The sequence below is a fragment of the Paraburkholderia panacisoli genome (assembly GCF_008369935.1).
GTDB classification, from domain to species: Bacteria; Pseudomonadota; Gammaproteobacteria; order Burkholderiales; family Burkholderiaceae; genus Paraburkholderia; species Paraburkholderia panacisoli.
The window spans coordinates 70,794-93,829 of sequence record NZ_VTUZ01000007.1 but is presented as its reverse complement, the minus strand read 5'-3'; the positions used below and the strand labels follow the sequence as shown (position 1 = coordinate 93,829).

The 23,036-nt window shown below is 64.1% G+C and carries 18 protein-coding genes; 3 read left to right on the top strand and 15 right to left on the bottom strand.

The window, feature by feature from the left end:
- Positions 1–54: 54 nt before the first annotated feature.
- From FVF58_RS12700 to FVF58_RS12635, 13 genes are all read right to left on the bottom strand, one after another.
- Entirely contained in the window at positions 55–1,359 is a 1,305-nt protein-coding gene (locus tag FVF58_RS12700; RefSeq protein WP_149670251.1) for an MFS family transporter, read from the bottom strand.
- A gap of 262 nt (positions 1,360–1,621) precedes the next feature.
- On the bottom strand, positions 1,622–3,337 hold the full coding sequence (locus FVF58_RS12695; protein WP_149670250.1) for a SpoVR family protein: 1,716 nt from the start codon (positions 3,335–3,337) through the stop codon (positions 1,622–1,624).
- The gene (locus FVF58_RS12690) at positions 3,334–4,605 is read right to left on the bottom strand and encodes a YeaH/YhbH family protein (protein ID WP_149670249.1); all 1,272 of its coding nucleotides are present in this window, start codon (positions 4,603–4,605) and stop codon (positions 3,334–3,336) included. The genes FVF58_RS12695 and FVF58_RS12690 overlap by 4 nt, the downstream gene beginning before the upstream one ends.
- A gap of 129 nt (positions 4,606–4,734) precedes the next feature.
- The gene (locus FVF58_RS12685) at positions 4,735–6,657 is read right to left on the bottom strand and encodes a PrkA family serine protein kinase (protein ID WP_149670248.1); all 1,923 of its coding nucleotides are present in this window, start codon (positions 6,655–6,657) and stop codon (positions 4,735–4,737) included.
- Positions 6,658–7,419: 762 nt separating this feature from the next.
- Positions 7,420–8,181, bottom strand: coding sequence for a hydratase (locus FVF58_RS12675; RefSeq protein WP_149670246.1), 762 nt, complete (start codon positions 8,179–8,181; stop codon positions 7,420–7,422).
- Between the two features lie 375 nt (positions 8,182–8,556).
- Entirely contained in the window at positions 8,557–10,326 is a 1,770-nt protein-coding gene (locus FVF58_RS12670) for a methyl-accepting chemotaxis protein (RefSeq protein ID WP_149670245.1), read from the bottom strand.
- A gap of 429 nt (positions 10,327–10,755) precedes the next feature.
- Positions 10,756–11,685 carry a ribokinase gene (gene rbsK / locus FVF58_RS12665; RefSeq protein ID WP_149670244.1) on the bottom strand — a complete coding sequence of 310 codons (930 nt, stop codon included), beginning with the start codon at positions 11,683–11,685 and terminating at the stop codon, positions 10,756–10,758.
- Between the two features lie 46 nt (positions 11,686–11,731).
- Positions 11,732–12,772 (bottom strand): LacI family DNA-binding transcriptional regulator, encoded by a 1,041-nt coding sequence (locus FVF58_RS12660; RefSeq protein WP_149670243.1) that lies wholly within the window; start codon positions 12,770–12,772, stop codon positions 11,732–11,734.
- A gap of 147 nt (positions 12,773–12,919) precedes the next feature.
- A complete protein-coding gene (locus FVF58_RS12655) occupies positions 12,920–13,993 on the bottom strand; it encodes an ABC transporter permease (protein WP_149670242.1) in 1,074 nt (357 codons plus the stop codon).
- The gene (locus FVF58_RS12650; protein WP_149670241.1) at positions 13,990–15,585 is read right to left on the bottom strand and encodes a sugar ABC transporter ATP-binding protein; all 1,596 of its coding nucleotides are present in this window, start codon (positions 15,583–15,585) and stop codon (positions 13,990–13,992) included. The genes FVF58_RS12655 and FVF58_RS12650 overlap by 4 nt, the downstream gene beginning before the upstream one ends.
- 376 nt (positions 15,586–15,961) lie before the next feature.
- Entirely contained in the window at positions 15,962–16,924 is a 963-nt protein-coding gene (locus FVF58_RS12645; protein ID WP_149670240.1) for a sugar ABC transporter substrate-binding protein, read from the bottom strand.
- 475 nt (positions 16,925–17,399) lie between these two features.
- Positions 17,400–18,377 (bottom strand): magnesium/cobalt transporter CorA, encoded by a 978-nt coding sequence (gene corA, locus FVF58_RS12640; RefSeq protein WP_149670443.1) that lies wholly within the window; start codon positions 18,375–18,377, stop codon positions 17,400–17,402.
- Between the two features lie 181 nt (positions 18,378–18,558).
- On the bottom strand, positions 18,559–19,017 hold the full coding sequence (locus tag FVF58_RS12635; RefSeq protein ID WP_149670239.1) for a hypothetical protein: 459 nt from the start codon (positions 19,015–19,017) through the stop codon (positions 18,559–18,561).
- 311 nt (positions 19,018–19,328) lie between these two features.
- On the opposite strand from FVF58_RS12635, the gene cydX reads away from it, so the two are divergent.
- Together cydX and FVF58_RS12625 are read left to right on the top strand one after the other, a co-directional pair.
- Positions 19,329–19,478, top strand: coding sequence for a cytochrome bd-I oxidase subunit CydX (gene cydX, locus FVF58_RS12630; RefSeq protein WP_149670238.1), 150 nt, complete (start codon positions 19,329–19,331; stop codon positions 19,476–19,478).
- Complete coding sequence (locus FVF58_RS12625; protein ID WP_149670237.1) at positions 19,475–20,095, top strand: P-loop nucleotide/nucleoside kinase family protein; 621 nt, start codon at positions 19,475–19,477, stop codon at positions 20,093–20,095. Before cydX ends, FVF58_RS12625 begins: the two co-directional genes overlap by 4 nt.
- A 192-nt stretch (positions 20,096–20,287) precedes the next feature.
- On the opposite strand, the gene FVF58_RS12620 is transcribed toward FVF58_RS12625, so the two are convergent.
- Both FVF58_RS12620 and FVF58_RS12615 read right to left on the bottom strand, forming a co-directional pair.
- Entirely contained in the window at positions 20,288–21,385 is a 1,098-nt protein-coding gene (locus tag FVF58_RS12620; RefSeq protein ID WP_149670236.1) for a saccharopine dehydrogenase family protein, read from the bottom strand.
- A gap of 254 nt (positions 21,386–21,639) precedes the next feature.
- Entirely contained in the window at positions 21,640–22,098 is a 459-nt protein-coding gene (locus FVF58_RS12615; protein ID WP_149670235.1) for an Lrp/AsnC family transcriptional regulator, read from the bottom strand.
- 449 nt (positions 22,099–22,547) lie between these two features.
- On the opposite strand from FVF58_RS12615, the gene FVF58_RS12610 reads away from it, so the two are divergent.
- Entirely contained in the window at positions 22,548–23,009 is a 462-nt protein-coding gene (locus FVF58_RS12610) for a Spy/CpxP family protein refolding chaperone (protein ID WP_149670234.1), read from the top strand.
- The last annotated feature ends 27 nt before the right edge of the window (positions 23,010–23,036 follow it).

Genomic DNA, 23,036 nt, shown 5'->3' with positions numbered 1-23,036 from the left:
CGCTCTTGAACCCGCACCCCCAACGCAAAGGCACGGGCCATACCTCGCAAAGGCTCAGGGCTCGTGACGCAAATACCCTTCCGTCGACGGATCGCGCATGCGTAGCGCCACGATGCCGGCAATCGCGCACATCACCGTGACGTACCAGAAGAACGCCGTTTCGATGCCGATCGACTTCAGCCACAGCGCGACGTACTCAGCCGAGCCGCCGAACACCGCATTGGCCACCGCATAGGAAAGCCCCACGCCCAGCGCGCGCACTTCCGGCGGGAACATTTCCGCCTTGATCAGGCCGCTGATCGACGTGTAGAAACTGACGATCGCGAGCGCCACCACCACGAGCCCGAACGCCGCATACGGGCTCGTCACGTCTTTCAACGCATGCAGCAGCGGCACCGTGCCGATCGTCGCGAAGAAACCGAACAGCAGCATCGAACGACGGCGGCCGATCCGGTCCGACAGCGCGCCGAACGCCGGCTGGATCACCATGTAGACGAACAGCGCCACGGTCATCACCGAGCTGGCCGTTTTGGTCTGCATGCCCGCCGTGTTGACCAGGTATTTCTGCATGTAAGTCGTGAAGGTGTAGAAAATCAGCGAGCCGCCGGCGGTGAAGCCGAGCACCGTCATGAACGCGCCCTTGTGCACCCACAAGCCGCGCAACGTGCCGGCTTCCTTGCGCTGACGGGTCGCGGCGGTGGTGGTTTCGTCGAGCGATTTACGCAGATAGAGCGCGACCAACGCGGCGATCGCGCCGATCACGAACGGCACGCGCCAGCCCCACGCCTTGATTTCAGCCGGGGAAAGCGCCTGCTGCAGGATCACGATCACCAGCAACGCGCACAACTGGCCGCCGATCAGCGTCACGTACTGGAACGACGCGAAGAAACCGCGCCGGCCCTTGAGCGCAACTTCACTCATGTAAGTCGCGCTGGTGCCGTATTCGCCGCCCACCGACAAGCCCTGGAACAGCCGCGCGACCAGCAGCAGCGCAGGCGCCAGCGCGCCGATCTGCGCGTACGTCGGCAGCAAGGCGATCACGAGCGAGCCGCCGCACATCATGAACACCGACACCATCATCGCGTTGCGTCGGCCGTGCTTGTCGGCGAGGCGGCCGAAGAACCAGCCGCCGATCGGACGCATCAGGAAGCCGGCGGCGAACACGCCCGCTGTGTTGAGCAACTGCGTGGTGGTGTTGCCGCTCGGGAAGAACGCCGGCGCGAAGTACAGCGCGGTGAACGAATACACGTAAAAGTCGAACCACTCGACGAGGTTGCCCGAGGAAGCGCCGACGATCGCGAAGATGCGCCGCCGGGTGTCGTGGGCCGAGGCCATGGTTTGGTCTGTCAGGTCGGTCATGCTGGTATTTGTCCTTGTCGTAAAACGAAGATGGCGGTCGTGTCGCCGCCTTCACAACCCGCGCCGCGAGAGGCTCGCCACGCGCGTGCGCGAATTTTACAGAACCGCAAGGGGAAGATGGGAGTTTGTCAGATGTCTCATGGCGGAGATCGGCGCATTCGCGTTGATGCGGCCAGTCCGGTAAAAGAAAAAAGCCTCTGCCAGTCCTGCGACTGGCAGAGGCTTTGCGCCCGTCATCAACCGGCCGCTCGTCCGAACGGCCTCACACCCTCACAGCAGGCGGCACATACCGGCATTCATAGCGCTTGCGCACGGTGCCGTTCTCGTCGACGCTCTCGAGGTACACGTCGAACTGCCACAGCCGCGCCATGTGCTTGAGCACTTCCTCGCTATCCGACGACAGATGCCGGTTGTCGCTCATGAAGTGGCGCAGCGTCAGGCTCCGGTCGCCGCGCGTGTTCACCGCCCACACCTGAATGTTCGGCTCCCGATGGTGCATGTCGTATTGCCGCGACAACGCCTGGCGCACGTACTGATAGCCGCTGTCGTCATGAATCGCCGACACTTCGAGCGCATCGCGCATGTCGTCGTCGAGCACTGAGAACAGCCGCATTTCGCGGATCAGATGCGGCGACAGGTACTGCGCGACGAAGCTTTCGTCCTTGAAGTTGCGCATCGCGTAGTGCATCGCCGGCAGCCACGGGCTGCCCGCCAGCTCAGGAAACCACTTGCGGTCTTCCTCGGTCGGCGCTTCGCAGATGCGGCGGATGTCGCTCATCATCGAAAAGCCGAGTGCGTACGGATTGATGCCGCTGTAGTACGGCTTCGTCACCGGCGGCTGGTAGACCACGTTGCTGTGCGAATGGAGAAACTCCATCATGAAGCCGTCTTCCAGCTTGCCCTGGTTGTACATCGTGTTGAGCAGCGTGTAGTGCCAGAACGTCGCCCAGCCTTCGTTCATCACCTGGGTTTGCCGTTGCGGATAGAAATACTGCCCGACCTTGCGCACGATGCGGATCACCTCGCGCTCCCACGGCTCCAGCAGCGGTGCATTCTTCTCCGCGAAATACAGCAGATTTTCCTGCGGCTCCGGCGGATAGCGCCCCTCGATTTCCTCCGGCAACGGCGTATGCCGGGTCGGCAGCGTGCGCCACAGTTCGTTCACCTGCGATTGCAGATACGCCTCACGTTCGCGGCGCGCGGCGAATTCCTTTTCGAGCGACAGCTTCTGCGGCCGCTTGTAACGGTCCACGCCGTAGTTCATCAGTGCATGGCACGAATCGAGCAGTTCCTCGACCCGGTCGAGCCCATAGCGCTCCTCGCACTCCGCGATGTAGTTCTTCGCGTAGACGAGGTAGTCGATGATCGCGTGCGCATCCGTCCACAGCCGGAACAGATAGTTGCCCTTGAAGAACGAGTTGTGCCCATAGGCCGCATGCGCGATGACGAGCGCCTGCATCGTCATCGTGTTCTCTTCCATCAGATACGCGATGCAGGGATTCGAATTGATGACGATCTCATACGCCAGCCCCATCTGCCCGCGACGGTAGCTTTTTTCGGTGGAGAGAAAGTGTTTGCCGAACGACCAGTGACGGTAGTTCACCGGCATACCGACGGACGCGTACGCATCCATCATCTGTTCGGCGCTGATGAGTTCCAGCTGGATCGGATACACGTCGAGTTCATATTGCTCCGCAACACGGGCAATATGCGAGTCGTACTCCTCGATCAACTCGAAGGTCCAGTCGGACGGACACGGCAGAGGCCTTCTATCGGCTACGTTCATACGGACTTCCCTTTGCCCCTCAGTGGGCGTTCCGGTGTGTCCCCGTGCTGCAGCGCCATGGACTGCTCCGGCTGCGGCGGATTCAGGATGATCCGCCCCGGCCTCGGCATGCCCCGACTGTTGCTGCGGCACGCCTTTTCCACGCTCCGGCTGATAGCCGCGCGCTTCGTTGTGCAGGTGCTTGGTCGTCATGAAGACGCCACCTGTTTTTCAAACAGTTCACGAAACACCGGATAAATGTCGGCCGCGGTTTCGACCTTCTTCATCGCCATGTGCGGCTGGCTCAGCGCCAGCTGCGCATACTCGAGCCACAAGTTCTGCTCTTCGGGCGTCACCTGAATATACGCAAAATAGCGCACCTTCTCCAGGATGTCATCCGAGAGTATCTTGCGACACTTGGGAGAGTCGTCGGTCCAGTTGTCGCCGTCCGAAGCCTGCGCCCCGTAAATGTTCCATTCAGTTGGCGAGTAGCGCTCGTCCATCACCTTCTGCATCAGTTCGAGCGCGCTCGACACCACCGTGCCGCCGCTTTCGGTCGAATGGAAGAACGTGTCTTCGTCGACTTCCTCGGCACGCGTGTGGTGGCGAATGAACACCACCTCGATGCGCTCGTAGTTACGCTTGAGGAACAGATAGAGCAGGATGAAGAAGCGCTTGGCGAGATCCTTGCGCTGCTCGTCCATCGAACCGGACACATCCATCAGACAGAACATCACCGCCTGGCTGGACGGCGTGGGCTGCTTCACGCGATTCACGTAGCGCAGATCGAATGGGTCGATAAACGGAATGCGCCAGATGCGCCCGCGCAAATGGTGGATTTCCTCTTCGAGCAGTTTGATCTCTTCACGGCGATCCGCGGGATCGGCCTTCATCACGTCGAGTTGCCGCTCCATCTCGTGCAACTGGTTGACGAGCGGCGCACCCAGCGCGATGCGCCGGCCGAGCGCGCTGCGCAGTGAGCGCACCACGTCGATGTTGTTCGGCGTGCCTTCGGCCGCCCAGCCCGCGCGGATGCTTTTCCACGTAGGCACGGCCAGCAGATGGGTTTTGACGAGGCGCGGCAGTTCGAGATCGTCGAAGAAATACTGCATGAATTCTTCGCGGCTCAGCTCGAACACGAAGTCGTCCTGACCCTCGCCCTCGTTGCTGGCCTGATTGCCCCCGCCTCCGCCGCCGCCCCCTTGCGGCCGCTGGATCTTGTCGCCGCGGATGTAGTCCGAGTTGCCCGGATGCACCATTTCGCGCCTGCCGCCGGGGCCGTGGCGGAACGACGGTTCCGCGATGTCCTTGCGCGGGATCGTGATGCTCTGGGTGTTCTGGATATCCTTGATGCTGCGGTCGCGCACCGCATCCGAAACGGCGCGACGAATGTAGTTCTTGACGCGGCGCAAAAAACGCTCGCGATTCGCAATGCTCTTGTTCTTGCCTGCTAACCTGCGGTCAATGATTTGATGAAGCACGCCCGGTCTCCCGCTGTAATTTCGGGTGCGCGAGACGCACGCCGCCTAGGCGGCCATGCTATGTCCATGCGGCTTGCGCCTCGCAGGGTGCCCGCGCGGCCGGACCGCGCGGGCTGCACGCAATGCGCATCATGACGACTTGCGCACACGCAGATACCAGTCACACAGCAAGCGCACCTGCTTCGGCGTATAGCCCTTCGTCACCATCCGGTTGACGAAGTCTTCGTGCTTGCGTTGCTCTTCCGCCGAGCCCTTCGCGTTGAACGAGATCACCGGCAGCAGTTCTTCCGTGTTCGAGAACATCTTCTTTTCGATCACGACGCGCAGCTTCTCGTAGCTGATCCACGCGGGATTCTTCCCCGCGTTGGCCGCACGCGCGCGCAGCACGAAGTTCACGATCTCGTTGCGGAAGTCCTTCGGGTTGCTGATGCCTGCAGGCTTCTCGATCTTCTCCAGTTCGGCATTCAGCGACGCCCGGTCGAAACTCTCGCCGGTGTCGTGGTCGCGGAACTCCTGGTCCTGAATCCAGAAGTCCGCGTACGTCACGTAGCGATCGAAAATGTTCTGACCGTACTCCGAATACGACTCCAGATACGCGGTCTGAATCTCCTTGCCGATGAACTCCGCATAGCGCGACGCAAGCACGTCCTTGATGAAGGACAGATACTTCTGCTCGGTTTCCGGCGGAAACTGCTCACGTTCGATCTGCTGTTCGAGCACGTACATCAGGTGCACCGGATTGGCCGCGACCTCGGTCGAATCGAAGTTGAACACGCGCGACATGATCTTGAACGCGAAGCGGGTCGACACGCCGGTCATCCCTTCATCGACGCCGGCGAAGTCGCGGTACTCCTGATACGACTTGGCTTTCGGATCGGTGTCCTTCAGATTCTCGCCGTCGTAGACCTGCATCTTCGAGAACAGGCTGGAATTCTCCGGCTCCTGCAAACGCGTGAGCACCGACATCTGCGCCATCATCTTCAACGTGCCGGGCGCGCACACCGCATTCGCGAGCGACGAATTGCGCAGCAGCTTCTCGTAGATCTTGATCTCTTCACCGTAGCGCAAGCAGTACGGCACCTTCACGACGAAGATCCGGTCGAGCAGTGCTTCGTTGTTGCGGTTGTTGCGGAACGCCTTCCATTCCGACTCGTTCGAGTGGGCGAGGATGATGCCGTCGAACGGGATCGCGCCGAAGCCTTCCGTGCCCTTGAAGTTGCCTTCCTGGGTCGCGGTGAGCAGCGGGTGCAGGACCTTGATCGGCGCCTTGAACATTTCGACGAACTCGAGCAGGCCCTGATTGGCGAGACACAGGCCGCCGGAGTAGCTGTAGGCGTCCGCGTCGTCTTGCGCGTACTGTTCGAGCTTGCGGATGTCGACCTTGCCGACGAGTGACGAGATGTCCTGATTGTTCTCGTCGCCCGGCTCGGTCTTGGCGATGCCAATCTGGCGAAGGATCGACGGGTAGCGGCGCACCACGCGGAACTTGCGGATGTCGCCGTTGTATTCGTGCAGGCGCTTCACCGCCCACGGACTCAGGATGCCTTTCAGGTAGCGGCGTGGAATCCCATATTGTTCTTCGAGAATCGGGCCGTCTTCCTCGTAGTCGAACAGACCGAGCGGCGACTCGTTCACGGGCGAGCCCTTGATCGCGTAGAACGGCACGCGTTCCATGAGCTGCTTCAGACGTTCCGCGATCGACGATTTACCGCCGCCGACCGGGCCCAACAGATACAGAATCTGCTTCTTTTCTTCGAGCCCCTGGGCCGAGTGCCGGAAGTAGGCGACCACCTGCTCGATCACCTCTTCCATTCCGTAGAACTCACGGAATGCGGGGTATACCTTGATGACCTTGTTCGCGAAGATGCGCGACAAGCGCGGATCGTTGCGAGTGTCGATCTGTTCCGGTTCTCCAATTGCCGTCAACATGCGTTCGCCAGCCGTGGCGTACGCGGCGGGATTGTCTTTGCAGAGCGCGAGATACTCCTCGAGCGAGAGCTCATCTTCTCGCGTTTTCTCGAAGCGGGTCGCGAAACTGCCGTAGATATCCATGCTACCTCCTCGCCGAAGTCTAGACCGATGTCGTGCGCGGCGCGCTATTCGGAAACGACATCGCTCGAATTCATCCTAAACCCTTTTAAATTTTTTTTCACGAACTACGTTGCGAAAATCGCGCCGTACCCGCCTCCCAACATTCCTCACTTGGAAACAAAATTTCGACCACCTACAATCTTGCACGCACATCGCATCCAATCTCACGCTGACGTTGCGCTCTCTACTGCGCCGTCCTCATGCAACGGCACTGCAAATCCCGCATCACTGCATCGCAACGCACGCGCTCTCATAGCGAACGATCCCGCTGTTGCGCCGGACACGCTGTCTGCGTACGCACACTTTTTTGCTGAACGTGCAGACGTCATGCGGTTTTCATGCCTGCTCACGTTTTTCTTCATCAACGCGCGACCCATGCGTTCGGTCTACCTGCGCATGCGTCTGTTACATGTTCGCTCACACATCATCCCCGCGGTTCGTCAACGCATGACGGCTTTGGGTTCCACACGCTCGAGCGAACCCACACTTTGAATCGTTGCGCGAGCCACGAGCGCCGCGCATCTCGATTGACCGCGTCGCTCGGAGGGTCGCCGCACGCATGACTGCATCACGACAACACAGCCGTGTGTTTTCATAGGTGTATACGGCAAAGCCGCTGACGCGGATGCCACAAAAATAAAACGGCCGCCCCTGGCAGCCGTTTGAATGAAGCTTCGTAATTTGCTGTTACATCCGCGCTATGAAGTGCGCGCCGTGATCGGTTCAGGTCAGCTCGATCTCCACTTCCCCGAGGCCGTCGATATGGCCGCGCACGATGCCCGGCTTGTCCACCCTGTGTGCGCCGACGTACGAACCGGTGGTGAGCGTCCAGTCCGGTTCGATCGTGATGCCCATGGCGGCGCAATGGTTGACGAACCACACCAGCAGCTCGCGCGGGTCGCCCGCAGGGTTGCCTGTGACCTCCGGCACCAGCGAGTCGCCGTCGAAGCTCAGCTCCAGTTCGGGTGAAACGAAGTCGAAGCCGCGTGCGAGACCCGCATAAGCGAGCGGGTGCCCGGTGATCAGCGCGCCGTTGTTCTGCGCATCGGCCAGTTGCGCGAGCGGCGCGACGTTCGGCCATTCGCTGAAACGGCTGTCGACGATCTCGATGGCTGGCAGCACCACCCCAACCTTCGAGAGCACTTCGTCGCGCGCATACGCGCGGCCGCGCGGCTCGATCGCCTCGGCGAAGCGAAAGGCGATCTCCAGCTCCACCAGCACCCGGAAGAACCCGCCATGCGCGAGCCGCGCCGGCGACGGCAGCACGACCGACGCCGGAATCGGCGCACCCGCGGCAGCGCCGCCCGGCGCCCGCGCGCCGATCTTCCACGCACCCGTCGAGTCGCCGAGGCCCGCGATGACCGCCTGCTGGATCGCATAGGCGGTTGCCGCATCGGGCGGCAGGCTGTCGGGGGCGGGCGCGTCGATTGGGCGATGCTGCCGGCGTGCTTCGACGAGGCGTTGCGCGAGGTCGTGTGGCGTCATGTCGGTCCTTTCTGGCTGGCGCATTGAGAGGTTCATCAGGCTCGAGGGTTGGGGGAAGCCATGGGTTGCGTGCGGCTGAAGGCAGGCAATCATCGTGGGCCGACGGCATTGCGCCGGATCGACGCTGCGTGAGCGATGCCGCCACGACAAGCCATGGCCGCGCCCGTCAATGTACCGGATCGCGAGGCCCGCCAGGGTGCGCTCTGCAGACGCAAACGTTAGTCACTGCGCGCACCATGAAAAAACCCGCGACTTTCTGGCAGTCGCGGTCTTTCGATATGACGCTTTCAGCTCGGCGGCTTGCTTGGCTCTCGCTGCGTCATCGGGAACGAATGTTGCGAGAAGGCTTGCCTGAGGAACGGTGCTGACCCGCGATCAGAACGTTTCCCAATCCTGATCACCGCCCGCGCTTGCCGCCGCAATGGCTTTGGCGGGAGCATGCGCGGGCGTGATGGCCGCGCGAGTCTTCGTCACCGCCGCGCCATGCGCGGCGGGCTGTGAATTCGTGGACGAAATCTTGCGAGCGCCCGTCGGGCGCGCCGGCGTCAAGGCGCGCTTCGGCGCTGCGCTCACGGGTGCCTTCGCAGGTGCCTTGTAACCACCTTCGTCGAGTTGGAACACGGCCACCGCGGTACGCAGCTTGCCCGCCTGATCTTCGAGCGACGACGCCGCTGCGGCGGCTTCCTCGACCAACGCCGCGTTCTGCTGCGTGACTTCGTCCATCTGCGTGACCGCGCGCGCCACCTGGTCGATGCCGCCGCTCTGCTCTTCCGACGCCGCCGCGATCTCGCCCATGATGTCCGTCACGCGCTGCACCGCGCCGATGATCTCGGTCATTGTGCGGCCCGCTTCGTCGACCAGCGCCGAGCCCGACTGCACCCGCTCGACCGAGGTATCGATCAGCTCCTTGATTTCCTTGGCCGCCGCCGACGAGCGTTGCGCGAGGCTGCGCACCTCGCCCGCCACCACCGCGAAGCCGCGCCCTTCCTCGCCGGCGCGCGCCGCTTCGACGGCCGCATTCAGCGCGAGGATGTTGGTCTGGAACGCAATGCCTTCGATGATCGAAATGATGTCGGCGATCTTCGCCGAGCTCTGGTTGATGTCGCCCATCGTGCCGACCACCTGGCCGACCACCGCGCTGCCCTTGTTGGCGATCTCCGACGCGTTGGCCGCGAGCGAACTGGCCTGGCGGGCGTTCTCGGCGTTCTGCTTGACCGTGCCGGTCAGCTCTTCCATGCTCGACGCGGTTTCCTGCAGCGCCGAGGCCTGCTCTTCGGTGCGCGAGGACAGGTCGATATTGCCGGCGGCGATCTGCCGCGTCGCGGTCGCGATCGACTCGGTGCCGCTGCGCACCGCGTGCACCGTTTCGGTGAGGCTGCGCTGCATTTTGGCGATGCCGTCGAGCAGTTGCCCCATTTCGTCGCGCGAGGTGACGACGACCGGACGGCGCAGATCGCCGGCGGCGATCGCGTCGAAATGACCGAGCGCTTCGCCGAGCGGCCGCGCGATCGAGCGGCTCAGCGTCAGGTACGACAGCGCCGCGGCCACGATGCCGATGGCCAGCGCGCCCATGCTGACGATACGAAACACGTCGAAGCTGCCTTGCGCGGCGTCATAGCCCTGCTTCGCCGAGTCGAACTGGACCTTGCGCAGCGCCTCGTCGGCGTTGGCCAGATCGTTGTAGGTGGACTGCAGCAGCTTGGCGCCGTCGATCAGCTTGGCCTGGTCGTTCGCCGAGACGATCGCCGCGAACGCGTCCATCTGCCGGTGCAGCGTGTCCCGTTTGGCGGCGACCTCCTGCGCGATGCGGTCCTCTTCGGCGCCGCGCGGCAGGTCGAGATACTTTTTCCACCATGCGTCGGAGGTGCTACGCATCAGGCGCGCGCGCTCCAGCGTCGGCGCCGATTCGGGCGTGCCGGCCATGAACGCGGCGCGGTCGAGTGCCAGACGTTCGCGCGCCGCGTACAGCTCGGCGTTGCCGACATTGACCGCGCTCGGCATTGCGCCGGTGAAGGTGTCCTTATAAGCGTCGTTCGAACGGCTCATGCCGATCAGCCCGAAAACGCCGATCGCGACCAGCAGCGCGGCGAGAAAAGCCATCGTAAGGCCAATCCGTGCCTTGATCGTAATGCTCTTGTTCAACATGTCTGGTTCCTGTGCCCGGCAAATGTGAGGCTGCATACGCAGTGCGAAGCAACGTGTGGCGTATACGTTCTGGCACTTTTCGAAGAAGTGCTCTAGTTACTTCGTTTACGGCACAGGAACCGCGTCCTTGAATTATTTATATAGTATGAAGAAAAGCGTGAAAGAGAATGGAAGAAATTACAAAGCACTGTCGGGGTCGGATGGCGAGGCGCGTGGCTTTGACCGACTCGCCGCAGCGTCGTGGCATGGGAAAGGAGCGGGGTTTGCTTGACCGGCAGCGTGTCGGAGTAATGTTGCTGCCTGGATTGACCGGGTAAAGCAGCTAAGGCGTGGTGCAGCGCAGGCGCCAAAAATATGCGCAGAAGCACCATCAATGGGCAAGCACCACGGGAAGAACGGGATCGGCGGCGTGCCTGGCGCCGCTGCAAATCAGCCCAACGCGTCAAGCTCCGCGCTAGTGGGAATAGACGGCTGCGCACCGGCGCGCGTCACCGACAGCGCCGCGGCGCGCTGCGCGAAGCGGATCGCGGCATCGACGCTCGCGCCCTGCGCAAGCTGCGCCGCGAATCCGCCGATGAACGTATCGCCTGCAGCGGTCGTGTCGACCGCTTTCACTCGCGGCGCGTCAAACAGCGCGGCGGCCGCGCCGTCGAGTGTCGCGTGCACGCCGCGCGCGCCGAGCGTCACCAGCACGTTGCGCGCACCGGCCGCGTGCAGCGCGGCGCCGGCGCGCGCCGCGTCCTCCGGAGAATCGACCGGCAGCCCGGTCAGCGCCGCCGCTTCCAGCTCGTTCGGAATCAGGTAGTCGATCAGCGGCAGCCAGTCGGCGGGCAATGGGCCGGTGACGGGCGCGGGATTCAGGATCACCGTCTTGCCGAGCCGCCGCGCCGCGGCCAGCGCAGCGCGCACCGCGGCCGGCGGCGTTTCGAGCTGGCAGACCACCACGTCGGCGGCCGCCAGCACGGCTTCGTGACGGGCAATCGTTTCGGGCGTCACTTCGCCGTTGCTGCCCGCGACGATCACGATCGCGTTTTGGCTCGCGTCGTCGACGACGATCAGCGCGACGCCGCTCGCCTCTTTGCCGGTTTCGAGCGCCGCGCAGTCGATCCCCTCCGCTTCGAGCCCGACGCGCAGTTGCGCGCCATTGGCGTCCGCGCCGACGCAGCCGAGCATCGACACCCGCGCGCCGAGCCGCGCCGCCGCGACCGCCTGGTTGCTGCCCTTGCCGCCCGCCACCTGCGCGAACGTATGGCCGGCGAGCGTCTCGCCGGGATGTGGCAGACGCGGCGCGCGCACCACGAGGTCCATGTTCAGGCTGCCGACCACCGTCACGCGTGAGCGCGGTTCATTGCTTGCCACTCGCTTCTCCTCGATGTCACGCAGCGTGTTCACGCTGCAGGCCCGCTCAAGCGGCCAGATCGCGCTGCGCCGCACCGGCCCACGTCGCGGTGGATTCGCGCACGATCAACCGCGGCGACACGACGCGCCGGCGGCCCGGCGCGCGAACGCTGCCCGACGAGCTCCCGGCGATCCGCTCGATCAGCGTCTGCGCAGCCATGTCGCCGAGCGCACGCACCGATTGCCCGACCGTCGACAGCGCCGGATAGGTGAAACGGCCCAGCTCGATGTCGTCGAAACCGATGATCGAGCAGTCGTGCGGCACGTTGATGCCGCGTTCGGCGGCCGCGCGCAGCGCGCCGATGCCCATCATGTCGTTGCCGGCGAAAATCGCCGACGGCTTGACCGTATCGAACAGTTGCCCGGCCGCGCGATGGCCGCCCGTCCCCGAAAAATCGCTCTCGACGATCGCGTCAGGCGGAATCTCGATGCCGCGCTCGGTCATCGCGCGGATGAAGCCGTGTACCCGCATCGCGCTGACCGCCGTCTGCACCGGCCCGGTGATGCAACCGATCCGCACGTGCCCCAGCTCCAGCAGATGGCGAGTGGCAAGATACGCGCCCTTTTCGTGGTCGATCTGCACCAGGTCCGCGTTCAGGCCTTCGATGTTGCGATCCACGATCACCAGCGGTTCGTGCGCGTCGGCGAGCGTTTGCGCGAGCACCGCGTCGTCGCCCGCGGACGCGACGATCAGCCCGTCGATGCGCTTTTCCTGCAGCACGCGCAGATAGTTGCGCTGCTTGGCGGGGTCGTCGTCGGAATTGCAGAAGAACACGCAGTAGCCGTTGCGCGCGCAGCCGTCCTCGATCCCGCGCGCCAGTTCCGCGAAATACGGGTTGGTGCTGTTCGGCACCACGAGGCCGATCGTCGCCGTCGCGCGCGCCTTCAGCGAGCGCGCCACCGCCGACGGCACATAGTGCAGTTCACGGATCGCGTGCTCGACCTTCGCGCGCACGTCGGCCGACACCGGCCGCGAGTTGTTCACCACGTGCGATACCGTCGTGAACGACACGCCCGCCACGGCTGCCACATCCTTGATCGTCGTCATAACCTGTTGCTCTCCTGCCTGTTTTTCCCGCCGGCCGCGCCACCTGGCGACCCACCGGACGTCTTCTTCGAAGACAGACCCAACTTATGAATGCCTATGCGTTACCGCTAATCCAACTTCCATCGCGCCGCTTCCACGAACCCCGGCTCAGGCGCGCTTGCGCCGGCTCCGATAGGTGTCCAGCACCACCGCCACCACGATCACCGCGCCGGTGATCATGCGTTTGGTCGGCTCGTTCGCGCCGATCTGCGCGAGCCCGGCCGCCAGCACCGAAATGATCAACACGCCGAAAAACGTGCTGATCACCGAGCCGCGCCCGCCCATCAGACTGGTGCCGCCGATTACCACGGCCGCGATCACCTGCAGCTCCGTGCCGACGCCCGCGTTCGGGTCGGCCGCTTCCAGACGCGAGATCTGGAACAGCGCGGCGAGCCCCGACAGCGCGCCCATCAGCGCAAACACCACGACCTTGTACGGGCGCGGATTGACGCCCGCGAGCCGCACCGCTTCCTCGTTGGTGCCGATGCCGACCAGATAGCGGCCGAACACCGTGCGCGTGAGCACCAGTTGCGCGATCACCATCACCGCGACCGCGATCAGGAACGCCGGCGAAATGCCGATCGCGATCGGGTTCGACAGGAAGTCGAACGCATCGCCGATATAGGCGGTGCGCGAATTGGTCATCTGATACGCCAAACCGCGCGCCGCTTCGAGCACGCCGAGCGACACGATGAAGGACGGAATCCGCCAGCCGACCGTCACCGCGCCGGTGATGGTGCCGGTCAGCGCCGCCGCCGCGACGCCGAGCAGCGCCGACGGCAAGGGCCCCCAGCCCCACTTCAGCGCGGCCACGCTCACCACCGACGCCCCCAGTGCCAGCACCGACCCCACCGACAGATCGATCCCGGCGATGATCAGCACGAAGGTCATCCCCACCGACATCACCACCAGATCCGGAATCTGATTGGCGATCGTGCTGAACGTGTCGTAGGTCAGAAAGTGCGAACTCAGCAGCGAGAACAGCACGATCATCGCCAGCAGCGCGCCGGCCAGACCGAGGTAGTTCGAAAAGCCGAGCCGCGTGCCGGCCGGCTTGCCGCTCGCAAGCGGCGCCGAAGGATCGGCCGGCGGCACGACGTTTGCGTTCGCACCCGCGTTCGCCTGTGCGGGGGTGCCGCCCTGCTTGCCGCCCGACGCTTCGCGCAACGATTGATCGGTCATGACAGACTCCCTGCTTCGTTGGTGTCGGGGACGTGCAGCAGCGCCTCGCGGCCGCGGTAGCCGGCGAACGCGGCGGCCAGCAACGCATCCTGCGACCAGCTATCGCGCTCGAACACGCCCGTCATGCTGCCCGCGGACATCACGCCGATCCGGTCGCAGATCAGCATCAGCTCGCGCAGGTCGCTCGACACCACGACGAGCGCGCGTCCTTCGCGAGCCAGCGCGCCCATCAAGCCATAAATATCGAACTTCGCGCCGACGTCGATGCCGCGCGTAGGTTCGTCGAATAACAGCACGCGGCTCTCACGCGCCAGCCAGCGGCCGATCACGACCTTCTGCTGATTGCCGCCCGACAGCTCGCCCACGATCTGGCCCGGCCCCGAACTGCGAATCCGCATTGCGTCGATCTGCTTTTGCGCCAGCGCGTTCTCGCGCTTCGCATCGACGATGCCGTGCCGCGCCACGCCGCCGATGTTGCCGAGCGACACGTTGGCCGCAACCGGCTGCGGCAGCAGCAGGCCTTCGCCTTTGCGGTCTTCGGTGATCAGCGCGATGCCCGCGCGCACCGCGTCCGACGGCGAATCGATCCGCACCGGCGTGGGCGGCGCGCCCGGCGCCGCGGCGAGCGACACCGTGCCGCTGTCCTTGCGGTCGGCGCCGTAGATCAGCCGCATCAGCTCGGTGCGGCCCGCGCCGATCAGACCGCTGATGCCGAAGATCTCGCCCGCGCGCACGTCGAACGACACGTCGCGCACCACCTTGCCGCGCGCCAGCCGCTCGACCTTCAACAGCGGCGCGCCGATGTTGCGCACACCCAGATCGATCCGCTCGCCGAGTTCGCGCCCGACCATCCACGTGACGATCTGCTCGCTCGTCAGCCGGGCCATCGCGTCGACGTGCACCAGCCGGCCGTCGCGCAGCACCGCGACCTGCCCGGCCACCCGCGCCAGCTCCTCGAGCCGGTGCGAGATATAGACCAGCGCGACGCCGCGCGACTTCAGCCGTCCGATCTGCTCGAACAGCAGGTCGACTTCGCGCGCGGTCAGCATCGCGGTCGGCTCGTCGAGGATCAGCACGCGGCAGTCGTCGATCAGGTTGCGGGCGATCTCCACCATCTGCTGATGCCCGATGCCGAGTTCGCCGACCAGCGTGTCGGGATCGATCGCGTCGAGCCCGACTTGCGCCATCGCGTGCCGCGCGTCGTCGCGCAGCTTGCGGCGGTCGATCCAGCCGAAGCTGAACGCCCCCAGGCGCGGCAGGCGGTTCAGGAACAGGTTCTCGGCCACCGACAAGGTCGGCAGCAGGTTCAGTTCCTGCATCACCATGCGCACGCCGAGCGCCTCGGCCTCGGTGCGGCTCGCTGGCGCGTAGGGCTCGCCGCCCAGGCGCATCGTGCCGGTGGTCGGCTCGACCAGCCCGCCAATAATTTTGGACAGCGTACTCTTGCCAGCGCCGTTTTCGCCGGTCAACGCCAGTACCTCGCCGGCGCGCAGCGCCAGCGAGACGTCGGCGAGCACCGGCTCGGCATAGGTCTTGCCGATGCCGCTGACGGACAAGACGACAGGCAAGACATCGTGGTCGGTTGAATCCATCGCGATCCTGGTTCCATGGCGGCCCTCGCGGCCTCATGCGATTCGCTCGAATGAAGCCGTCGACGGCCGTCACGTATCATGTCGGCCCAATGCGCAGGCGCCAAACGGCCGCTTATCCTCCCGCCGCGCAGCCGCCGTCATAACGCTTACCTCTGGAATTAACGGCGGCGCGCGCGGATTCTTGAGCGCCTGTTGAGCGTTTGTTGAATAGCGGCGGATTCGCGGGTCTGGCGTCACGTCATGGGCCGCTTCATAGGCCGCTTCATAGCCCTCTACACAGGCCTCTTCATGGGCCACTGCGCGGCATGCAACGGCGCCGGCGCGAACCGACGAATCCGCGGTCCCGGCGCCGACTTCGACACCAGGCGAATGGCGCTTATTTGGTCACGAGGCTAACCGGCGTTTCCACCACCCCGGACAGCTGCGACTGGTTCTTGTGCTCGCTGAGTGCCTTCAGCGCGGTATCGATGCCGAACACGGCCTGCTTGGCTGCGTATTGATCGGCGGTGGCGAGCACGCGGCCGTCCTTCAGCATCGGCCTGATCGCGTTGATGTTGTCGTAGCCGACCACCAGCACCTTGCCCTGCTTGCCCGCCGCGCGCACCGCCGAGACCGCCCCGATCGCCATATTGTCGTTGCCGGCGAGCAGCGCCTTCAGATTCGGGTACTCGTTGAGCATGGCCGAGGCCACCGCGTTACCCTTGTCGATTTCCCATTCACCGGATTGCACCGACACGATCTTCGCGCCGACCTTCTCCATCGCGTCCTTGAAGCCCGCTGTGCGCTGCTGCGCGTTGGTGGTGGTCGACACGCCTTCGAGGATGCCGACCTCGTCGCCCGCCTTCAGCCGCTTGGCCAGGTAGTCGCCGACCAACTGCGCGCCCTTGCGGTTATCCGGGCCGACGAACGGCACGTTCAGGTCTTTCGACTTGAGCACGTCCTGATCGAGCCGGTTGTCGATATTCACGACGATGATGCCCGCGTCCACCGCCTTCTTGACGACCGGCACGAGCGCCTTCGAATCGGCCGGCGCCAGCACGATCGCGTCGACCTTCGAGACGATCATCTGCTCGACGATGCGGATCTGGTTCGCGGTGTCGGTCTCGTCCTTGATGCCGTTGGTGATCAGGTCGAACTGGCCGGGGTTGTGTTTCTGGTAGTCCTTCGCGCCGGTTTCCATGGTCAGGAAGAATTCGTTGGCGAGCGACTTCATGACCAACGCGATCTTCGGTTTATGGGCGGGGGCGTTTTGCGCGTACGCGGTGGAAAACGGCAGCGCGGCGCTAGCGGCGGTGAGAATTGCGGCGGTGAGAATGCGACGGCGAATGCGAAAGCTCATGCGTATCTCCTGGTTTTTCGGGCTCGGGTTCGAGCCATATTTTTCATGGCGCGCAAACGTTTGCGAGGGCTATTCTCAACGCAGACCTTTCGGAATGTCAACGATCGGGCATGGTGCGGTGCACCGGTGCGCAGCATGCTGCGGCGATGCGGGGCGCTCGATCGATTCAGGCCGGCGCGCTGGATCAACGCGCCGGCGGGCAGCGTGTGACAAGGGTCCCTCGCTCGGTCCATGCGTGGCGGTTTTGCCACCGGCCGCAAGACGGGCGACCGGCGGGCCGCCTATGCTGGCCTTTTATTGCGTGCGGTGCAAGCCGGGACAATACGAGGCGAGCCGGACGCGAGCCACGCACGCGCGAGTCGGGCGAGCGGCCGCATGGACATGCGCCGCCGCCATGCGCCATGGCGTGACAGGCGATCAATGGCCGTGTATGGCCACGCGCGGCCTCGACCGTGAGCGCGACCCGGCGATCAGGCTAGAGCCAGCCAGCCTTGCGGAAGCGGCGGAACAGGATGAGGTCGACCAGCAGCATGATCCCCAGACATAGCGGATAGCCGAACCTGAAGTGCAGCTCCGGGATGTTCTGAAAGTTCATCCCGTAGATGCCGGCGATCATGGTGGGCACCGCGAACAGGGCCGCGAACGAACCGAGCCGCTTGGTCACCTCGCTCTCGGTCAGCGAGATCATGCCGAGATTGATCTGCACCGCGGTGACGACCATTTCACGCCGGCCGTCGATAGTTCTGACGATCCGCTCAAGATGGTCGTAGACATCGCGGAAGTACGCCTGCATGCCCTGACAGACGCTCGGAATGCGCCCGCCGGTCAATTTGCCGACCGCTTCCAGCAGCGGCGAAATATGGTGCTGCAGGATCACGAGGCGGCGCTTCAACGAGTACAGATCCTGAATGACCGCGCGCGCCGCAGCCGAATCGTTGCGCTCGAAAATGCGGTCTTCGAGCGCTTCGATCTCGGTGTTCATCGCTTCGACGATCGGGAAGTAGCGATCGACGACATCGTCGAGCAGCGCGTACAACACGAAGGCCGAGCCTTCCTTGAGCAGGCGCGGCTCGCGCTCGCAGCGCGCGCGAACGTTCTGGAAGCCGGTGCGCGTGCCGCGGCGCACCGACAGCACGTAGTTGCGCCCCACGAACACGTCGACTTCGCCGAGCACCAGTTCGCCCTGTTCGTCCACCTCGACCGTATGCATCACGGCGAACAGCGACTCGCCGTACTCCTCGATCTTGGGACGCTGGTGGCCGTTTTGCGCGTCCTCGATCGCGAGTTCGTGAAGGGTAAACTCCTTTTTCATCACGGCCAGCTCGCCCGGCCCCGGGTCCTTCAGCGCGACCCAGACGAAGCACTCGGGCCGCGCCACGTAGTCGCTGATGCTATCCACGTCGATGTCAGCGAGCTTCCGACCGTCCTGGTAGGCGGCGCAATTGATCAGCATGTTCGGATTACCTTGAAAACGGGAAGCAGACCGGCCGGCCCCGCCCTGTGCGTAAGCCATACGTCAGGTCTGCGTTGACGAATGAGCGTTAGCCGCCATGTTAAGCGGCGCTGCGAAAACGTCACATATCCAATTGTTAAACCTTGTGGGGCCCGCGTCGAACACGCGTATTCCCTAACGGCTATTGCGCGACGCGGTGCAGCATGATGCGATGATCTTCGTCGAACGTGACCGACGCGCGGTTCGTATAGCGTGGATCGGCCGTCACCAGAAACTGCAGTTCGACGACCGGGTCGAACTGCGTCGACACGCCGATCCGATGCATGCCGGGGCGCAGATAAAAGACCACGTGCTCGCCGTTCATCACATCGGTGACCTGCTCGCCGTCGATGTACACCAGCGCATCGCGAAACCGCACGATCACGTCGCGCGAGCGCTCGCGCCGCACATCCATCGCGACCCGTCCCCCCGCCGGTTCCGTATAGCCGGGCCGCACGATGCGCGCGGACGGCACCGGCTTGAACGGCACCGGCTCGGCCGGGGTCGACGCGCAACCGGCAAGCGCCCCGCACAGGAGCGTGACGGGGATGACGAGCCTGACAAGCGCGGCTTTGCATGGGCAACGCGAGCGCATCGGCATTCGGCCTCCCCCTTGTGATTGATCGCGATCCCGCTTCTTATCCGCGCGAGGCGCGATGCCTGGCCATCCCGACTCCGGCGCTCCGTTGCCATGCATGATAACAACGCGCGGGCGTTCCGCCAGCCGGGCCCAACAGGCCATACGCGCCGCTCTTGCATGGCGTCGCGTTCTTCTTCATGATCGCTGCAAAAGGGTCGCACCGTGCGCGCTTCGCGTTGCGGATTTACCCTCGGATCGAGCGTGCCGCCCCGCCTGGCCGGCATGCAGAGTGAGCCGTCCGTATCGCCGGATCTGCAAGCAAGGAGACTGCTATGTGGTACTTCACCTGGATTCTCGGCGTCGGCGTGGCATTGGGCTTCGGCATCATCAACGTGCTGTGGCTGGAGACCAACGGCAAGTTCTCGCGCGATCCGCAGCCCGCCGCCACACCGTCCACCGCTGCCGCGGACAAGCCTTCGTGACGCATCTGGTTTTCTTTTGCGGTCACGCAGGCACCGGCAAGACCACGCTCGCGAAGAAGCTGATCGGCCCGCTGATGCAAGCGAGCGGAGCGCCCTTCTGCCTGCTCGACAAGGACACGCTGTTCGGCGGTTATAGCGCGGCCGCCATGGCGATGCTGACCGGCGACCCAAACGACCGCGACAGCCCGCTCTTTCTCCAGCATCTGCGCGACCCCGAGTACCGCGGCCTCATCGACACCGCGCGCGAGAACCTCGAACTCGGCGTCAGCGCGCTGGTGGTCGGGCCGCTGTCGCGCGAAGTGCGCGAACGGCGCCTGTTCGATCGCACGTGGCTGGGCGTCGGCGCGGAAGTGGTGCTGCGCGTCGTGTGGGTTCATACGTCGGAAGAGACGGCGCGGCAGCGGATCGTCGAACGTGCGGATCCGAACGACGCGTACAAGCTCGTGCACTGGGACCAGTACCGGCAGCGCCGCTTCGTGCCCAGCGGCGCGCTTTGCGACGATCTGTTGATGTTCGACAACACCGCGCCCAAGCCGCAGGACTACGAGGCGTTGCTCGCGCGCATCGTCGGCGAGCCGCAGGCGGCGGGCGTGATGATGCCGCCGGTGCCGGTCTAGCCGGCGGCGGCGTCCCTGAAACAGAAATGCCCCGCGAGGCGGGGCATTTCCGGTGCTATCTCTACGACCCTTCTGTACGACTCTTCTGCGCGGCCCTCTGCGGGGCCCTTCGTCGTTCAGCGCAACGGCACAACACACCGCCGCTTCGTCCCACGGCCCTCGATTGCCGCGTGCAACAACGATGGCCGCACGTTATACCGTCGCCATCGCATCCAGTGACTGCCCTTCGTACAACTGGCCGAAGCGGTTCGCAAGGAAGTCGCGCAGCGACACCTGCTCCTGGCGCACGAAACCCTTTTGCGGCAGCTTGCGTTCGCGGAACAGATCGAGCACCGCGCACATCGCGCCGGCCGTGGTGATCTGTATCGCGCTCATCGGCACACCGCACACGGTCTTCGCGAAGATCTTGCGGGTGAACACTTCCTGCACGAGTTGACCGTCGCGCATCCCGCTCACCGTGATAAACACCAGCACGACGTCCTGCGCGGTCGCCGGCACCGAGCGGCGCATGATGGTCTTGAGCGTGTCGCGGTCGCTCGAAAGACGCAGGTCTTCGAGCAGGAACTGCATCAGATTGCGGTGGCCCGGATAGCGCACCGACTTGTAGTCGAGCGATTCGACCCGGCCCGCCAGCGTCTCGCACAGCGTGCCGAGGCCGCCCGACGTATTGAAGGCTTCGTACTCGGTGCCGTCGAGCGAAAAATGTTCGAGGCCTTCGAGCGGCTGCACCCACTGCGTGCGGCTGTCGCGGATCGCTTCGCAAGGCTGGCAGTACTCGTTGATCAGACCGTCGACGCTCCACGTCAGGTTGTACTTCAGCGCGTTGGTCGGAAACTCCGGCAACGCGCCGACGCGCATCTTGACGTCGCGGATTTCGCTGAAGCGGTTCGCCAGTTCGTGCGCGGCAATGCCGATGAAGCCCGGCGCGAGACCGCACTGCGGCATGAACGCATGCTCGGCGTCGTCGGCGATCGCGCGGATCGCGTGCGTGGCGCGCACGTCCTCGGTCAGATCGAAGTAATGCACGCCCGCGCCCTTGGCGGCCGCCGCCACGCTCACCGCGAGGTAATACGGCAACGCGTTGACGAGTGCATCGAAGCCTTGTATTGCGGCACGCAACGCGGCGGCGTCGGCGGAATCGACGCGGCGCGTCGGAATGCCCTGAGCGGCGAGCTTGTCGAGTGCGGCTTGCTCGCGGTCGAAGGCGACGACTTCGTAGTCGCCGGTTTCACGCAGCATATGCGCGATCGTATGTCCGATCAGACCGGCACCCACAATGGCTACTTTCATGCGCTTCTCCTTGTTATCTGTGTGCTGTCTCCAGCTTGGGAAGTGCGCTGCGCTTCACGCGCGGCGCCCGGCGGGCTGAACCCTTGAGCAACAGTTTAGGGAGAAGCAAATACAGTTCATACACGCAAAATGCTGCGGTATGACCATGAAGTTCGACGTTATGACCAACGTGTTAGTCGATCTGACGAAATTGTATAAAAATTGCGTTAACGCCCGTGGCAGAGGTCAGCAAATATCGGCGACTCACAGCGCGTTCACACCATCCCGCGGTCGATCTTGCGCGCGAGGATGATCGAGGTCGTGGTCCGCTCCACGCCTTCCATGCCGCCGATCTGATCGAGCAGGTCGTTCAGCCGATCGGGCGAATCGGCCCGCAGCCACGCGACGTAGTCGAACTCGCCGCTCACCGCGCACAACAACTGCACTTCCGGCATCTTGCCGAGGCGCTTCTGCACCGCCGGCCCGTACTTCGGCGCGATGATGATGCCGACGTAGGCGACGATGCTCGAATCGAGCACGTCCTGGCCGAGCCGCACGCTATAGCCGGCGATCACGTTGCTGCGTTCGAGCCGCGCGATTCGTGCGATCACGGTGGTGCGCGCCACATCCAGCTGGCGCGCGAGACTGGCGACGCTTTCGCGCGCGTTGGCTTGCAACAGTGCAACAAGGTTTCGGTCGAGGTCGTCGAGCTGGTCGAGGCGCGGAGGTCTCATCGGGGGAGAAAGAAGTTGGTCAACGGTGCAGCGGATTATCGCGCGTCTGCGGCGCGGAATGGCGATCGGGGGCGGTCGTGAAGCTCACGCGCCGAAGCGCTTGCTTGCGAAACCACTGAAGCTGGTGCCAGCCACGGCATGCATGATGCTCGCGCGCATGCCGACCCGCCGTGGCCGACGAAATGTCGCGGCAACCGGTCCCGCTCTCAACGCCCGCTCCGATCACGGCGACGAAAAGCTAAGGAAAGGAAGCGTAAGCGTCAGCTATTTCCCTTTCGTTTCGGTTGTAAGCGTTTGTCGCACAAGAGCCGCATTGGACGGATATCGTGATACTAATAGCGGCGACGGCGAAAGGGGGCAGCCGGCCGCCGTGCGTCACCAACGGTCGACGCGCAGCGGGCCGCTCGCCACCCGCCTTGTCCCAATTCGAACAGACATCAGGAGTTTCGATGAAAAAAGCACTGGTAATGCTGGCCACCGCCATTTCCATGAGCGGCGCGTTCGCCCAAACTTCCGCGCCGGCCTCGGCACCCGCAGGCGCCGCTTCCGCGCCCGCCGGGAAGGCCGGTCATGAGCGCAACGTCGAAGACCGCATCGCCTATCTGCACACGCAACTGAAGATCACCTCGGCGCAGGAATCGCAATGGAATGCGTTCGCCGACGTGATGCGCGGCAACGGCGAAACCATGGGCCAGCTGTTCCAGGAACGCAAGGCTGCCACCAACGTGAGCGCTCTCGACGACATGAAGCAGTACGCGACGATCGCGCAAGCGCATGCGGACGGCATGAAGAGACTGCTCGACGCGTTCGAGCCGCTGTACAACAGCCTGTCGCCGGAGCAGAAGAAGCTGGCCGACACGACGTTCCATCAGCCGGGCGGCGGTCATCATCGTCAACATGACAAGGGCTAGGCTGGTCATGCGGCGCCCGCCAGCGAC

What these genes read in the sequence shown, in the direction of transcription:
- FVF58_RS12700 (WP_149670251.1), bottom strand. Translation starts at nt 1,359, where the DNA reads ATGACCGACCTGACAGACCAAACCATGGCCTCGGCCCACGACACCCGG.
- FVF58_RS12695 (WP_149670250.1), bottom strand. Translation starts at nt 3,337, where the DNA reads ATGACGACCAAGCACCTGCACAACGAAGCGCGCGGCTATCAGCCGGAG.
- FVF58_RS12685 (WP_149670248.1), bottom strand. Translation starts at nt 6,657, where the DNA reads ATGGATATCTACGGCAGTTTCGCGACCCGCTTCGAGAAAACGCGAGAA.
- FVF58_RS12675 (WP_149670246.1), bottom strand. Translation starts at nt 8,181, where the DNA reads ATGACGCCACACGACCTCGCGCAACGCCTCGTCGAAGCACGCCGGCAG.
- FVF58_RS12670 (WP_149670245.1), bottom strand. Translation starts at nt 10,326, where the DNA reads ATGTTGAACAAGAGCATTACGATCAAGGCACGGATTGGCCTTACGATG.
- FVF58_RS12660 (WP_149670243.1), bottom strand. Translation starts at nt 12,772, where the DNA reads ATGACGACGATCAAGGATGTGGCAGCCGTGGCGGGCGTGTCGTTCACG.
- FVF58_RS12655 (WP_149670242.1), bottom strand. Translation starts at nt 13,993, where the DNA reads ATGACCGATCAATCGTTGCGCGAAGCGTCGGGCGGCAAGCAGGGCGGC.
- FVF58_RS12650 (WP_149670241.1), bottom strand. Translation starts at nt 15,585, where the DNA reads ATGGATTCAACCGACCACGATGTCTTGCCTGTCGTCTTGTCCGTCAGC.
- FVF58_RS12645 (WP_149670240.1), bottom strand. Translation starts at nt 16,924, where the DNA reads ATGAGCTTTCGCATTCGCCGTCGCATTCTCACCGCCGCAATTCTCACC.
- corA (WP_149670443.1), bottom strand. Translation starts at nt 18,377, where the DNA reads ATGCTGATCAATTGCGCCGCCTACCAGGACGGTCGGAAGCTCGCTGAC.
- FVF58_RS12635 (WP_149670239.1), bottom strand. Translation starts at nt 19,017, where the DNA reads ATGCCGATGCGCTCGCGTTGCCCATGCAAAGCCGCGCTTGTCAGGCTC.
- cydX (WP_149670238.1), top strand. Translation starts at nt 19,329, where the DNA reads ATGTGGTACTTCACCTGGATTCTCGGCGTCGGCGTGGCATTGGGCTTC.
- FVF58_RS12620 (WP_149670236.1), bottom strand. Translation starts at nt 21,385, where the DNA reads ATGAAAGTAGCCATTGTGGGTGCCGGTCTGATCGGACATACGATCGCG.
- FVF58_RS12615 (WP_149670235.1), bottom strand. Translation starts at nt 22,098, where the DNA reads ATGAGACCTCCGCGCCTCGACCAGCTCGACGACCTCGACCGAAACCTT.
- FVF58_RS12610 (WP_149670234.1), top strand. Translation starts at nt 22,548, where the DNA reads ATGAAAAAAGCACTGGTAATGCTGGCCACCGCCATTTCCATGAGCGGC.